Source organism: Streptomyces aureus, assembly GCF_000725495.1.
GTDB classification, from domain to species: Bacteria; Actinomycetota; Actinomycetes; order Streptomycetales; family Streptomycetaceae; genus Streptomyces; species Streptomyces aureus_B.
Window position 1 is genome coordinate 263,183 of the sequence record NZ_JNZD01000007.1, and the last position, 14,296, is coordinate 277,478.

Below are 14,296 nucleotides of genomic sequence, written 5' to 3' on the forward strand. Positions count from 1 at the left end.
CCGGGTGGACCGTGGGTGGATTCCTCCGGGCGCCGGCTCTCCACCCATGGGTGGACCCCTGCCTCCGGACCGTGGCCGACCGGCCGGCCAGCCGTGCAGTCCGAGCCCCGGACGGTCGCCGCCGAGTTTCTCTCGCCCCCTCCGCCTCTACCCGTCCCGTACCCGGGGGCTCCGCCCCCCGGACCCCGCCCCTCACATGCCGGTGGGGCCGGATTTCCCCGCGGCCTCGGAGCGCGAGCGCCGCGCAGCAGACAATGAACGCGGAAGGGGCCGTCCCCCGGGAGGGACGGCCCCCGACTGCTGTCGGTCCGCGGGACTACGCGTCGATCCTCGAGCGGTCCAGGGTCGCGGCCGAGCTGGAGATGAACTCCTTGCGCGGCGCCACATCGTTGCCCATCAAGAGGTCGAACACCTGCTCGGACGCCTCCAGGTCGGAGATGTTGATCCGGCGCAGGGTCCGGAACCGCGGATCCATCGTCGTCTCGGCCAGCTGGTCGGCGTCCATCTCACCGAGTCCCTTGTACCGCTGGATCGAGTCCTTGTAGCGGACCCCCTTGCGCTGCAGCTCCAGCACCGTCTCCCGCAGCTCACGGTCCGAGTACGTGTAGACGTACTTGTCCTGGCCCTTCTTGGGCTGGCTGAGTTCGATGCGGTGCAGCGGCGGGACGGCCGCGAACACGCGCCCGGCCTCGACCATGGGCCGCATGTAGCGCTGGAACAGGGTCAGCAGCAGAATCCGGATGTGCGCGCCGTCGACATCGGCGTCGACGAGGAGAATGATCTTCCCGTAGCGCGCCGCGTCGATGTCGAAGGTCCGTCCGGAGCCGGCTCCTATGACCTGGATGATCGCACCGCACTCGGCGTTCTTCAGCATGTCCGTCACGGACGCCTTCTGAACGTTGAGAATCTTGCCCCGGATCGGCAGCAGCGCCTGGAACTCGGAGTTGCGGGCCAGCTTGGCCGTGCCCAGCGCCGAGTCTCCCTCGACGATGAACAGCTCGCTGCGCTCGACGTCGTCGCTGCGGCAGTCGGCGAGCTTGGCGGGCAGCGAGGAGGACTCGAGGGCCGTCTTGCGACGCTGCGCGTCCTTGTGCTGACGGGCCGCGATCCTGGTGCGGGCGGCCGCGACGGCCTTCTCCATGACGACCCGGGCCTGCGCGGCCTCGTCGCGCTTGGTGGAGGTCAGGAACGCCTTGAGTTCCCTGGTCACCACGTTCGTCACGATGCGGCGGGCGGCCGAGGTGCCGAGGACCTCCTTCGTCTGCCCCTCGAACTGCGGCTCGGCGAGACGGACGGTGACGACGGCCGTGAGGCCCTCCAGCGCGTCGTCCTTGACGATGTCGTCCTCGGCGACGCGCAGCAGCTTCTTGGTCCGCAGGACCTCGTTCATCGTCTTGGCGACGGCCTGCTCGTAGCCGGCGACATGGGTGCCGCCCTTGGGCGTGGCGATGATGTTCACGAACGACTTCAGGTTCGTGTCGTAGCCGGTGCCCCAGCGCATGGCGACGTCGACGCCCAGTTCGCGGGTGACCTCGGTCGGCGTCATCTGGCCGTGCTCGTCGAGGACCGGGACGGTCTCCTTGAAGGTCCCCTGCCCGGTGAAGCGGAGGACGTCGCAGACCGGCTTGTCGGTGGCCAGGAACTCGCAGAACTCGCTGATTCCGCCGTCGAAGCGGAAGGATTCCTCACCCTTGCTGCCGCCGTCGCCCAGCCCGAACTCGTCACGGACGACGATGGTCAGGCCCGGCACCAGGAAGGCGGTCTGGCGGGCGCGCTGGTGCAGGTGCTCCAGGGAGAGCTTGGCGTCCTTGAGGAAGATCTGGCGGTCGGCCCAGTAGCGCACGCGCGTGCCGGTGCGGGTCTTCGGGATCCGCTTGAGCTTGCGCAGCCCGCCCGAGGCGTCGAAGGCGGCGTCGGGCCCGTCGGCCTTGAAGGTGCCCGGGGTGCCGCGACGGAAGCTCACCGCGTGGGTCTGGCCGTTGCGGTCCACCTCGACGTCCAGTCGGGCGGAGAGCGCGTTCACCACGGAGGCGCCCACGCCGTGCAGACCGCCGGAGGCCGCGTAGGAGCCGCCGCCGAACTTTCCGCCGGCGTGCAGCTTGGTCATGACCACCTCGACGCCGGAGAGGCCGGTCTTCGGCTCCACGTCGACGGGGATGCCGCGGCCGTTGTCGCGGACCTCGACGGAGGCGTCGTCGTGCAGGATGACCTCGATGTGGTCGCAGAAGCCGCCGAGGGCCTCGTCCACCGAGTTGTCGATGATCTCCCACAGGCAGTGCATCAGGCCGCGGCTGTCGGTGGACCCGATGTACATGCCCGGGCGCTTCCGCACTGCCTCGAGCCCCTCAAGGACGAGCAGGTGCCGCGCGGTGTAGTTGGAACCGTCACGGTCTGCTCCGGTCAGCAGCGCTGTGGACGGCACGGACGTCTCGGCGGTCACGCGGTTCGCTCCTCGCTGAATTTCATAGGGGACCCTTTTGGGTAAGGGCCCGGCTTCGGTCGCCGCTCAGAGGGTACCGAGGCCTGGTAGAGCCGTTGTAGCACCACCCTCGCACGAACTCACCCTAGTCCAGGATCGTATGAGTGTTCGATGCCTCGATGGAGTGAAGTACATATCACGTTCCCTTCGAGGCATGAACCATTTAGGCTCCGGGCACGTCCTCATGAACAACCGGCAATCCAGCCGGGAGGACCGACACTGACAGACAGCGCGAACCCGTACAGACACAAAGACACGCAATACGGCTCATTCGCCGCCACCCGGCAGCAGACAACCACCCCGAAAGAAAATTTCGAGGAAAAGCCGCGAGCGGGAACGTTTTCGGCCTGGTTGGATGTTGACCCTGGTACGACAGCTCGTCGAGCTAGAGAAGAGGCGACGTGACTACTGTTCTGACCCCCGCGAGCCCGCTGACGGCCGCTGACCGCTGCGACCGTTGCGGCGCCCAGGCATATCTGCGCGTCGTCCTCCTGAGCGGCGGAGAACTGCTCTTCTGCGCCCACCACGGTCGCAAGTTCGAGCCGGAACTCAAGAAGATCGCCGCTGAGATACAGGACGAGACGGAGCGGCTCACGTCCGTTCCCGAGAGCGTCAGCGACGAAGATCGCTGATCCTTCGCATCAACGACGAGCGGGTATCGGCGACAGGCCGGTGAGTGGGCGGTCACACCCTGGACACAGGGAGTGACCGCCCACACTCGTATCGCAGCGCGTGAAGGGCCTCAGCGGCCCGCGTTCAGCGCCTGGACCGCCTCGGAGACCCGCGTGTAGACGCCGGGGCTCCCCGCGCGCCCGCAGCCGCTCCCCCAGGACACCAGACCGATGAGGCGGCCCTGGGCCACCAGCGGCCCGCCGCTGTCCCCCTGACAGGCGTCGTGGCCGCCCGCCTGCTCGCCGGCGCAGACCATGGAGGCGGCGTCGTAGGTCCCGGAGTCGTTGCCGGGGTAGGCCCGCTCGCACGAGGCGTCGGGCAGCACGTGCACATCCGCGGCCCGCAGGCTGCCGGAGTAGTCCCCGCCGCCCGTCAGATCGCCCCAGCCGTAGACCACGGCGGCCGTGCCCGACGCGTACGCCGGATCGCCCGACGCGGCCATACGGATCACGGAGGAGGCCGGCAGCGGCTCGGCCAGCGTCAGCACGCCGAAGTCCCCGGCGTTCGTATCACTGTCGTAGTGCGGGTTGACCCAGATGTCGCTCACGGGGATCTCCTTGCCGTCGTCGGCCATGAGATCCTCGCGCCCCGCGATGACCTTCAGATCGTCCGTCTGGTGCGGTGGTCTCCCCAGCACGTCGTCGCCGAGGCAGTGGGCCGCGGTCAGGACCGTGGTCCGGCCGATGACCACGCCTCCGCAGAACTGCCCCGAGCGCGTACCCCCGAACCGGTCACGGCTGGACAGCGCCACCGTCCACGGACTGTCGGAGATCCGGGCCGGACGGCTCCCGATGACAACGCTGTCGGAGGCCGCCAGGGCGGGGGTCGTCAGCGATATGACCGCCGTGGCGGCCGCCAGGGCCAGGGTCGGGACGTAGGGACGGCGCATGCGCGCTCCTCACACTGGGAGGGTCGTGGAACACCCAGAGTGATCCAGCGGGCGAGGGCCCGCACTCCGCGCAAAGCCGAGGGCCCGACCCCCCGAAAGGGGGTCGGGCCCTCGCCGATGTGCGCTTGAGGCCTAGTCGAGGTAGTCGCGCAGCACCTGGGAGCGCGACGGGTGACGCAGCTTCGACATGGTCTTGGACTCGATCTGGCGGATCCGCTCGCGGGTCACGCCGTACACCTTGCCGATCTCGTCGAGGGTCTTCGGCTGACCGTCGGTGAGACCGAAGCGCATCGAGACGACGCCCGCCTCGCGCTCGGACAGGGTGTCGAGGACGGAGTGCAGCTGCTCCTGCAGAAGCGTGAAGCTGACCGCGTCGGCCGGGACGACGGCCTCGGAGTCCTCGATGAGGTCACCGAACTCGCTGTCGCCGTCCTCGCCGAGCGGGGTGTGCAGCGAGATGGGCTCACGGCCGTACTTCTGGACCTCGATGACCTTCTCGGGGGTCATGTCGAGTTCCTTGGCCAGCTCCTCCGGGGTGGGCTCGCGGCCCAGGTCCTGGAGCATCTGGCGCTGCACACGGGCGAGCTTGTTGATGACCTCGACCATGTGCACCGGGATACGGATGGTGCGGGCCTGGTCGGCCATGGCGCGGGTGATCGCCTGACGGATCCACCAGGTGGCGTACGTGGAGAACTTGTAGCCCTTGGTGTAGTCGAACTTCTCGACCGCGCGGATCAGACCGAGGTTGCCCTCCTGGATGAGGTCCAGGAAGAGCATGCCGCGGCCGGTGTAGCGCTTGGCCAGGGAGACCACCAGACGGAGGTTGGCCTCCAGGAGGTGGTTCTTGGCGCGGCGGCCGTCCTCGGCGATGATCTCGAGCTCGCGCTTGAGCTTCGGGGCGAGCTTGTCGGCGTTGGCCAGCTTGTCCTCGGCGAACAGACCGGCCTCGATGCGCTTGGCGAGCTCGACCTCCTGCTCGGCGTTGAGCAGCGGGACCTTGCCGATCTGCTTGAGGTAGTCCTTGACCGGGTCGGCGGTGGCACCGGCAGCGGCGACCTGCTGAGCGGGCGCGTCGTCCTCGTCCTCGTCCGACAGGACGAAGCCCTGGGCGCCGTCCTCGGTGGGCTCGTCCGCGCCCGGCTTGCCGGGGGTCTCCTCGACGGCCTCGTCGTCGACGAGCTCGGCGTCGTCCTTCTTCGCGGTCGTCTTCTTGGCCGCCGTCTTCTTGGCGACCGTCTTCTTGGCGGCGGTCTTCTTCGCCGTCGTCTTCTTGGCTGCGGTGGGCTTGCCTGCGGGGGAGTCCTCGGCCGAATCGTCGGCGAGGGCAGCCGGAGCCGCGGTGGCGGTGGCCTTCTTGGCGGTCACCGTCTTGGCCGCCACGGTCTTCGTGGCGGTGCGCTTGGCCGGACTCTTCGCTGCGACGCTCTTTCGGGTGCGCTTGGGCTCCGCGGCACTGACCATCAGCGTCACACCCTCTTCCTCGAGGATCTGGTTGAGGCTGCGCAGTACGTTCTTCCACTGAGTGGCCGGAATCTGGTCAGCTTCGAAGGCCCGACGCACGTCATCGCCGGCGATCTGCCCCTCAGCCTTTCCCCGCTCGATGAGCGCCATGACAGAGACGGACTCGGCGATCTCCGGCGGGAGCGTACGGGATGTGCTGGCCGACACGAACAACCTCTCGGAACGTTGGAAAACGGCTTCCGGCCCCGTCCACTGCGGACAGGAACCGACGACCGCCGACTGGGGATGGGCCGACGGCGCGGGCGGGGGCCGGGAAGATGCACAGCGCCACGAACGGCGTCTGTATTCCTTCCTCGGCTGTCACCTCTTAGGTCATCGCGCTGCCCCGAAGAGCGTTACGCCCAATCTGCGTGGCCCGAGTCACACCCCGTAAGCGCCTAAAAACTGGCAGATCCTATCAAACTAGGTTAGTTCATGATCCGCCGCCCGGGCGCACCGTCGGGACCTCGCCGAATCCGGAGGGATCCGGCGAGGTCCCGACGAGCGACGGTTCGCGGGTCCGGCGCCAACGCGGACGTGCACGCGCGCGGACCGCCTCACCCGCGCCGCGCGCTCAGTGCTCGCGCGGCGCGGGCACGACACGCTCGCCCCCGGGATGGACGATGAGGAGCTGCCGCATGGCCGTCTCGGCCGCCGCGCCGTCGCCCGCCGCGAGGGCGTCGACGATGCGGGCGTGGTGACCCAGCGAGGTCTCGTTCGGCCGGTCACAGCCGGTGACCGGACCGCCGGAGACCTGGAGCGCCGCCGACACGATCCCCGAGAGGTGCTCCAGCATCCGGTTGCCGGCGAGCTGGATGAGCAGGGAGTGGAACTCGGTGTCGGCCCGCGAGAACGTGAGGGCGTCACCCTGCGACATGGCGTGGCCCATGATCTCGACCATGTCGGCGAGGCGCTGCTGGACCTCCTCGCGGCCGTGTCCGGCCGCGAGGCGCGCTGCGAGCGGCTCGATGGTCCAGCGGAGCTCGCTCAGCTCGCGCCGCTGGTCGTCCCGCTGCGGCCCGAAGGCCCGCCACTCGATGATGTCCGGGTCGAGCAGGTTCCAGTCGCTGACGGGGCGCACGCGCGTGCCCACGTTCGGGCGGGCACTGACCAGCCCCTTGGCCTCCAGCACGCGGAGCGACTCACGGACGACGGTCCGCGAGACCTCGAACCGCTGGCCGATCTCCTCGGGCACGAGCGGACGGTCGGCGCCGAGGTCCCCGGAGACGATCATCTGGCCGAGCTGCTGGACGAGTTGGCCGTGCAGCCCGCGTCCGCGGCTGCCGGCGGCGCGGCGGCCGACGCGCCCGAGCTCGGGCTCGGCGCTCTCCCAAGCAGGGGGACCGACGCGGTCGGCACCGGACGCGTCGGCATAGGGGTAACGGTCGAGTTCGCCCGGGCCGGCCAGGCCGGAGTCTGAGGAACGGGCGGCGGTCATCATGGTCTGCGCAAGGGTACTCACGGGTCTTTTGTCGGCGCCGCTCCCAACTGCCTTGAGGTCTTTGGTGAAAAGCACACGAAAGGGTGATCGCTCACACCGTCGCAATTGACGCCTTATCGGAAAGAAATGGGCGTTCTTCGGGGAGTTGTGCGCACAGGGGAGAACGGAACGGTGCGGACGGTCGTCATCGGACCCTGCTCCGCAGAGTCGTGAGCAGATATGTGCAGAGCAGAGCGGTCAGCGACAACAGCAGCGCGCCGCCCACGGGTTGGGCGAGCACGCGCACCGCGGCCGCGAGGTAGCGCTCGCCCCCGAAGGGCCACTGCATGAGGACCAGTTCACGGAGCCGCTCCGGGAATCCGGCCGCCGACCGCACAGACGGCCCCTTCAAGGCTTTTTGTACGAGCGGTACGACGACGACCGGAACGGCGAGCACCGCCGCGAGCCCGGCGGCGGTGGACCGGAAGACGCCCGCCGCCAGGACCCCCGCCCACGCGCAGCCCACCACGAGGCCGGACCAACTCGCGCTCAGCGACAGCCAGTCCGAGGGAACTCCGGTGAGTTCCCTTCCGTAGACGAGGTAGAGCATCTCGAGGTCGCAGCCCACGGTCAGGAACGCCAGCATCAAGGCGGTGACCGAGGCGACGAGGAGCTTGGCGGCCAGCAGCCCGAGCCGGCGCGGGACGGTGCCGCGGTCGGCGGCCAGGGCGGGGTGGCGGAATTCCTCGCCGAAGGAGACGGCGCCCAGCAGTCCGGCGCCGAGCGCGGCGGGCGGCAGGGGCAGTTCCCGCGGCCACGCGGCCAGCAGGCGCGGCTGGGGCGTGTGCCCGATCCTCGCCAGGAAGACGGACAGCAGGACCGAGGAGACAAGCACGGCGGCCGCGGTGAAGTAGCCGGTGCCGACACCGCCGGCCCTGCGCAGCTCGTAGCGCAGGGGCCGCAGCGGACTCCGGGTCTGGCGCACGGCGATGGGCGGCGGAAGGGCGGCAGAGGGATCGTCCACGGCGGCCGCGTCCGCAGGGCTCGCCCCGTCCGCCGGGCCCTCGGCACCCGTCGACAGGCCCTCGGCATCCGTCGGCTGCGGCTCGGAATCTGTCGGCCGGGGCCCGGCCTCCGCCGACGGAGGCTCGATCGGCACTGGGCCCATGTCCCCGGTCTCGTCGGCGAGTTGATGGACGAGGATGCCGTGGCGGAAGGCCGTCTCACCGACATCGGCACAGGTGCTCCCGTACACCGAGAGCCGGTTGCCCTCCTCGCGCACGACTTCGACGGAGCGCTGTGCCGTGCGGGCCTCCTTGGTCAGGAGCGAGCCGAGCCGGGCGGCGTGCGGGCTGCGGACGGCGACCCGGGGCCGGAGTCGGGTGCGGGCGAACTCTGAGGCCTCCTGATCGGCGACGAGGCGGCCCTGGTCCAGCGTGACGACCCGGTCGGCGGTTCGCGCGGCTTCCTTGGCATCGTCCGTGGCGAACAGCACCGTGCCGCCCCGCGTCGCGTGCGCGCGGAGGATTCCGTGCAGCCACCGGCCCTCTCGGACGGACAGTCCGTCCGTGGGGTCGTCGAGCACCAGGGTGTGAGGGTCGGACAGGAGAGCGCAGGCCAGTCCGAGCCGGCGGTCCATGCCGCGGGACAGTGTGCCGAGGCCCTCGTCACGGAAACTGACGAGCCCGACCACTTCGAGGACTTCGTCCGCGCGGCGCACAGGTACGCCGGTGGCGGCGCACAGCATGCTGAGCTGACCGCGGACCGTGCGTGCCGGATGGCCCGGCACCTCGCCCAGGAGAACGCCGACCTCGCGCGAGGGGTGGGCGATCCGATGCAGCGGCCTGCCCCGGAAGTAGGTGATTCCGCGGCCCTGTTGGAGTTCGAGCATGAGCCTCAGCGCGGTCGTCTTGCCCGCTCCCGGGGCTCCGACGAGTGCTGTGACGCGGCCCGCGTGCGCCTCGAAGGACACGTCGTCGACGGCGGGCGGACGCGCCTTGCGGGTGGTGCTGGTCAGTCCGATGGCCTGGATCACCCACAGCAAGATAGCGCGACATTTCGGAAATTCCGGACGCCATGCGGCTCGTCACCGACAGGCCTCGCGGGTCCGGTGAGCCCGCCAAGCCCCCGGGGACCTCAACCGCGTTCGCCGTCTCCGTCAGACCTCGGGGCGCAGCATCGGCGGGTTGAGCAACGTGGCGCCGCCCGCACGGAACAGCTGGGCGGGACGGCCGCCCTGGCGCGTGGTCGTGCCCCCCGTGGGCACGAGGAAGCCCGGTGTACCGGTCACCTTGCGGTGGAAGTTGCGCGGGTCGAGCACCACGCCCCACACGGCCTCGTAGACCCGGCGCAGCTCGCCGACGGTGAATTCGGTCGGGCAGAAAGCGGTCGCGAGCGACGAGTACTCGATCTTGGACCGGGCCCGCTCCACTCCGTCCGCGAGGATCTGGGCGTGATCGAAGGCGAGGGGGGCCGCCTGCTCCCCGTCACGTCCGTACCCACCCTGTTGCAGCAGTTCCTCGACGGGTGCCCAGCGGGCGCTGTTCGCATCGCCGCCGGCCCGGGGAGCGGGCAGGTCCGGTGCGAGGGCGAGGTGCGCGACGCTCACCACGCGCATCCGGGGATCACGCTTGGGGTCGCCGTAGGTCGCCAGCTGTTCCAGGTGCGCGCCGTTGTCCTGTGCCGGCACGGAGGGGTCGTGGGCGCACAGGCCCGTCTCCTCCTCCAGCTCGCGTGCCGCGGCCTGGGAAAGGTCCTCGTCGATCCGTACGAAGCCGCCGGGCAGGGCCCAACGCCCCTGGAACGGCTGCTCGCCCCGTCGTACCGCCAACGCGCACAGGGCATGGCGGCGCACGGTCAGCACGACCAGGTCCACGGTCACGGCGAAGGGCGGAAAGGCTGACGGGTCGTAGGGCATGCCGCGATCATAGTCGTCTGCCTGACGATAAACACCTCCTTCGGAAGCCCGGTCCCTGACTGATCGACTTCTGCCCCGCGCGGCCGCCCGCCGTCGAGTGCGTTCCGTCGGCCGCCCGTCTCACGACGTCACACCCCCAGCTGCAGCCCCTCGGCCGCTTCCTCGACCATGGCGAGCCCGAGTCTGCTGACGCGTACGGAGAAGGGAGCTCCGGCGATCCGCAGGCCCGTGAGCGCGATCTCGCCCAGGGGCGCGGCCCGGAACGGGCGCAGAGTCACGGTGCCGGCGGGCGCGTCCGGGCGGATCCCGGCCAGGGAGCAGAGCAGCAGCACCCCTGACGCCGCGGAGGTGGCCGCAGGTCGGGAGGCGGCCGGATGAGGAACCGGGGCACTTCCCGGCGTGCGCTGCTCCCCCGCGTACATCTCGGGCAGTCTGCCGCCGAAGGCCTCGGCCGCCGCCAGCACTCCGCGCAGCAGCGAGCCCGCCTCCTGCTCATGGCCTGCGGCGGCGAGCCCCGTGACGGCGACGGCCGTCTCCTGGACCCGCACGGCCCCGCTGCGATGACCGAACGGGTTGTACGCCGCCTCCTTCGCCCCGAGGCTGCGCAGCCCCCAGCCCGAGTCCATGGCGGGGCCGCCGAGCAGCCGCGCGAGTTGTTCGGTCCGCGCCTTGTCGAGCAGCCCCGGGGCCATCTCGCCCCCTGCCGACAGACCGGTGTCCAGGAGATGCACGGCGCCGGAGACCGGCTGGGGCACGGTGTGCCCGTCGCGGGTGCGGGCGGCGGCCGGTCTGCCACCGCTCCCGTCCTCGACCCAGAAGTCGTCGCGGAATGCGTCCCGCATCGCCTTGGCCCACTGCCGCAGTGCTGTGCCGCCGGTCCGTCCGTACGTGTCGAGGAGATCGGCGCCGAGCAGGGCCGCGCGATGAGCGTGTGCCTGCGTCTCGCAGCGGAACGGTCCGCCCGGCTGAGGGTCGGCCAGATACACACCGTCTCCGACGGTGGTGCGCAGCCACTCAAGGCACCGCTCGGCCGCGGGCAGCAGTTCCTCCACTTCCCGCTCGGCCAGCCCCCACCGCCGGGCCTCCGCGAGAAGCACGGGGAAGAGCAGGGTCGCCTCGGTCGCGGTGCAGCCCGGTGGCAGGTGGGGTCCGCTGTCCCGAAGCGGGCCCGGAATCAGACCGGATTGTGGTCCCGGACCGCCGAGCTGGGAGCGGGCGAGGGTTCGCAGCGTGCCCACGGCGAGACGGGTGCCGAGCGGCAGAGTCATCCGGGCCGCGGCCAGGGCCTCGGCCGGCGCCAGTCCGCAGCGCCAGGGCGCGCCTGCCGCGAGGTGGGTGTCGGCCGGGTGCCGGGGGTCGCGCAGCAGCAGGGCTCGAAGGTCGTCGACACAAGTGCGCAGGAGCACCTCGGCCCCGGATTCGTCGCTGAACACCTGCGCCTCGGCGAACGGGCTCGCCGCACCACGGCCCGCGGCGCCGGTCGTCCCCTGTCCCTCCGGTCTGACACGCAGTTCCACGGTGAGCGTGCCGCCAGGCGGCAGTTCGAGCGCCCAGCGGAGCAGTCCCGCGGACGCCAGCGCGTCCGTGGGAGGCGGGTCCGCGGCGACGGTCACGTGTCCTGTGGGGCCGGACCAGCGCAGGCCCCCACCGTGGACGCTGGCCTGCAGCTCGGGCCCGGACCGGCCGGAGGCGACGTCGGCCAGCTCCGCGAGGTCCGTGCCGAGGGCGACCTCGAGGGGCAGGCGCAGCGCCCGGTGGGCCGAGCTGCGCAGGGTGATCCGTTCAAGGCCCTCCGCGTGACGGGTTCTCTCGACGACCAGGTCGGGATCGGGGCCCGCGTCCGGGGAGGCGCGCAGCGTACCCACGAAGCGGGCCCGGTCGGCCGCGAGCATCCGGGCCTGCATCGCGAGCGGCTCCCGGCCCCCGACCCTGACCAGGCAGCGGGACAGGGTCCGTCGCCCCGCCATGTAGAAGCCCTCGAGCCCGCGCCCGGTCAGCTGTCCTTCCTGGGGCGAGATGACGAGCCCGGGAAGGGCGGCACAGATCAGGGCGGTGTGTGCGGGCGGCAGGTCCGCCGGCCGGCCTGGCACGGGAAGGGGGGTCCGGGGAGAGCCGGGACCCCGCCCGGCGGGGATGAGGGGAGCACCGGTGTCACGGTCCGAGCGCGGGGCGACCGGAGCGCCTCCGCGCCCGACGGACTGTCCGGACCGGGGGGCGGGTGGACGGGGGGCGTCGGGTCCGTCGGGTGCCGAGGACGGATGGGGCATGGACATGAGGTGGCTTCCTCCGCGCTCGGTGCGCATGGAGCGCGCTCGGCTCCTGGTGGGGGCTCCGCGGGGTCGCGGGCGCTGCGGCGACGCAATCCGGCCACGGATTCCGCCACTCAGGTGAACGGGACAGCCCCGCCCGGGGTCACGCATTCCCGGGCGAAGCCGACCGAATGGCGGTGGGGCGGTCCGGCGGCCCTCGCCAACTCCGGTCGACCGCTGCCCGGCGCGACGGGTGATGAGGTAGCCGCCTTCCCGGTCGCTCACCTGCCCTCCCCCGCGCCGAGCCCGCTGTCGCCCCGCCCGCGCGGCCGGCCGTCCCCACGGTCGGTACGGTCCGCCTGTCGCCGTGGCCGGATTCCGCCTGACGAGCCATCGCCGGGCGGGCGGCGCCCCGGGAGGTTCGGGCTCACGGGGCCGCGCCGGCCCGGTCGGCTGCCGGGGGCCGCGGTCATGCGGGGCCTGCGACGGCGGCCAGCAGCGATGGCCGCAGGCGTGGACGCAGGGTCCGGCACTCCGGCACCAGGCGCCGACGTGGCGTCCGCTGGGGCGTCTGTCGGGGTGGCCGTCGCGCCAGAGGCTGGTGCGCTCGCCAGATCCCCCGCCGGAGGCGCCGTACCCGGCTTGGTTTGCTGCTCCGCCTCGCTCGGACTGGGACCCGTGGCGGACTCCACCGCCCCCGGACCGGAGTACGTACGCTCCGCCTTCCTCGGACCCGGAATTGTGCACGCTGCGTCACTCGGAACAGAGCCCGTGCACTCCGCCTCAATCGCAGCGGACCCCATACGCTCGGCCTCACTCGCGCCAGAGCCTGTCCGTTCCGCCTCACTCGAACCTGAGCCTGTACGTCCCCCCTCGCTCGAACCGGGACCCGTACGCTCAGTCTCCTTCGGCCCGGCGCCCGTACGCTGCGCCCTCAGGCAGCGTCGGACGGACTCCGGATCCAGACCCTCGTTGCACGCCTGGTGCAGCAGGCGGGCGAACAGGTAGTCGGGATCGGCGCCGAGTGCCATGGCGAGTGCTTCGCGTGCCTCCAGCTCGTCGCCCATGGACCAGGCGACCCACCCGGCGAGGGTGAGAGGCGCCGCGGCGTGCTCGCGGTACGGGCCGACACAACGACGGGCGAGTGCCCGCCACAGGCGCAGCGCGGGCGCGGCTTCGTCCCCCTCCATCCACTGCGCGGCACGGTCACGGGTCGTGCGGTCCTGGAGGCCGAGGATCAGCGTGGCGGCCTCGTCGTCCTCCAGGAGTCCGTCGTCCCGCAGGTCGGACGGGCGCGTGCCGGAGACGGGAGGGGCCGCCGCCAGCCGGTCCCTGAGCCGCCGGCCCAGCGCTAGTGCCTCCTCCGCGACCTCGGCCCGGCTGGCGTCCCCCAGAATCCTCGGCACGAGGGCCATGCTGGCCGTGTCCAGGGCCACTTCCTGGCCCAGCGCGGCGGTCGATTCCCAGGCAAGAAACCGGGCCGTCAGGTCCTTCAGGGTGCCGCGCACCTGGAGTCCCGCGTACGTCGCGGCGGCCGCGAGGACGGAGGTGCCCGGCAGGCCCATGGCGGTGCCTTCCGCCGGGCAGCAGCCCTGGCCCGGGCAGGTGTACGTCCAGAAACGGCCGTCGGAGATGCATAGGGCTTCGATCACGGGGACGTCGAGGCGTCCGCAGGCCGTGCGCAGCAGCTGGGCGAGCGGGCGCAGCCGCTCCATGACGTCCCGCCCCGATTCGCCGCTCGCGGGCTCCTGGCACAGGTAGGCCACCATGCTCTCGGGGCGTGCACCTCGGCGCTCGCTTCCTTTCACCAGCCCCTGTGCGAGCTGTTCGGAGGCGGACGGCCAGTCCTCCGCCTGGGCCGGAATGCCGAGGCGGGCCCGTCCGCCGAACCGGCCCCGCCGATCCCGGTCGTGCAGGGCGACCAGCACGATGCTGTCGTCGGGCCGGTAGCCGAGGAGATAGGGCAACGCGTCGGCCAGCTCCGCCGGGGTACGGAGTGTCACCTGATGCTCGCCGCCCGGGAGGCCCAGGCCCATGTGGTCGGCGGCGGGGGCACGCCCCGCGCCCGCGCCGTGACGCAGCATGCCGGGGACGGCGGGAACCCCGGAGAACTCCGGGCCGACGTGTCGGACCGGCTGCTCCCGGCCTTCCGGTCGCGAACCCTTCTCGC

9 protein-coding genes are annotated in these 14,296 nt (G+C 71.5%); 1 reads left to right on the top strand and 8 read right to left on the bottom strand.

Annotated features, from left to right (window positions below; translation table 11 throughout):
• Positions 1 to 316: 316 nt before the first annotated feature.
• A complete protein-coding gene (locus tag IO36_RS15350) occupies positions 317 to 2,440 on the bottom strand; it encodes a DNA gyrase/topoisomerase IV subunit B (protein WP_037620246.1) in 2,124 nt (707 codons plus the stop codon).
• Positions 2,441 to 2,880: 440 nt separating this feature from the next.
• Between IO36_RS15350 and IO36_RS15355 the strand changes: the two genes are divergently transcribed.
• The gene (locus IO36_RS15355; RefSeq protein ID WP_037620248.1) at positions 2,881 to 3,111 is read left to right on the top strand and encodes a DUF7455 domain-containing protein; all 231 of its coding nucleotides are present in this window, start codon (positions 2,881 to 2,883) and stop codon (positions 3,109 to 3,111) included.
• A gap of 110 nt (positions 3,112 to 3,221) precedes the next feature.
• On the opposite strand, the gene IO36_RS15360 is transcribed toward IO36_RS15355, so the two are convergent.
• From IO36_RS15360 to IO36_RS44500, 7 genes are all read right to left on the bottom strand, one after another.
• Complete coding sequence (locus IO36_RS15360; protein ID WP_037620250.1) at positions 3,222 to 4,040, bottom strand: S1 family peptidase; 819 nt, start codon at positions 4,038 to 4,040, stop codon at positions 3,222 to 3,224.
• Positions 4,041 to 4,172: 132 nt separating this feature from the next.
• A complete protein-coding gene (locus IO36_RS15365) occupies positions 4,173 to 5,708 on the bottom strand; it encodes an RNA polymerase sigma factor (RefSeq protein ID WP_037620467.1) in 1,536 nt (511 codons plus the stop codon).
• A gap of 406 nt (positions 5,709 to 6,114) precedes the next feature.
• Complete coding sequence (locus IO36_RS15370; RefSeq protein WP_107065717.1) at positions 6,115 to 7,002, bottom strand: FadR/GntR family transcriptional regulator; 888 nt, start codon at positions 7,000 to 7,002, stop codon at positions 6,115 to 6,117.
• Between the two features lie 163 nt (positions 7,003 to 7,165).
• Complete coding sequence (locus IO36_RS15375) at positions 7,166 to 8,995, bottom strand: ABC transporter ATP-binding protein (RefSeq protein WP_037620469.1); 1,830 nt, start codon at positions 8,993 to 8,995, stop codon at positions 7,166 to 7,168.
• A 123-nt stretch (positions 8,996 to 9,118) separates the two neighbouring features.
• Positions 9,119 to 9,877, bottom strand: coding sequence for an NUDIX hydrolase (locus IO36_RS15380; RefSeq protein WP_037620255.1), 759 nt, complete (start codon positions 9,875 to 9,877; stop codon positions 9,119 to 9,121).
• A 128-nt stretch (positions 9,878 to 10,005) separates the two neighbouring features.
• Positions 10,006 to 12,150 carry a glycogen debranching N-terminal domain-containing protein gene (locus tag IO36_RS15385; protein WP_425535531.1) on the bottom strand — a complete coding sequence of 715 codons (2,145 nt, stop codon included), beginning with the start codon at positions 12,148 to 12,150 and terminating at the stop codon, positions 10,006 to 10,008.
• Positions 12,151 to 12,407: 257 nt separating this feature from the next.
• Entirely contained in the window at positions 12,408 to 14,162 is a 1,755-nt protein-coding gene (locus IO36_RS44500) for a DUF4192 domain-containing protein (protein WP_245173306.1), read from the bottom strand.
• Positions 14,163 to 14,296 lie beyond the last annotated feature (134 nt).

Bases quoted from the DNA above. Each gene is read 5' to 3' on its own strand.
- IO36_RS15360 (WP_037620250.1), bottom strand. From the start codon at position 4,040: ATGCGCCGTCCCTACGTCCCGACCCTGGCCCTGGCGGCCGCCACGGCG.
- IO36_RS15380 (WP_037620255.1), bottom strand. From the start codon at position 9,877: ATGCCCTACGACCCGTCAGCCTTTCCGCCCTTCGCCGTGACCGTGGAC.
- IO36_RS15385 (WP_425535531.1), bottom strand. From the start codon at position 12,150: ATGTCCATGCCCCATCCGTCCTCGGCACCCGACGGACCCGACGCCCCC.
- IO36_RS44500 (WP_245173306.1), bottom strand. From the start codon at position 14,162: ATGGGCCTGGGCCTCCCGGGCGGCGAGCATCAGGTGACACTCCGTACC.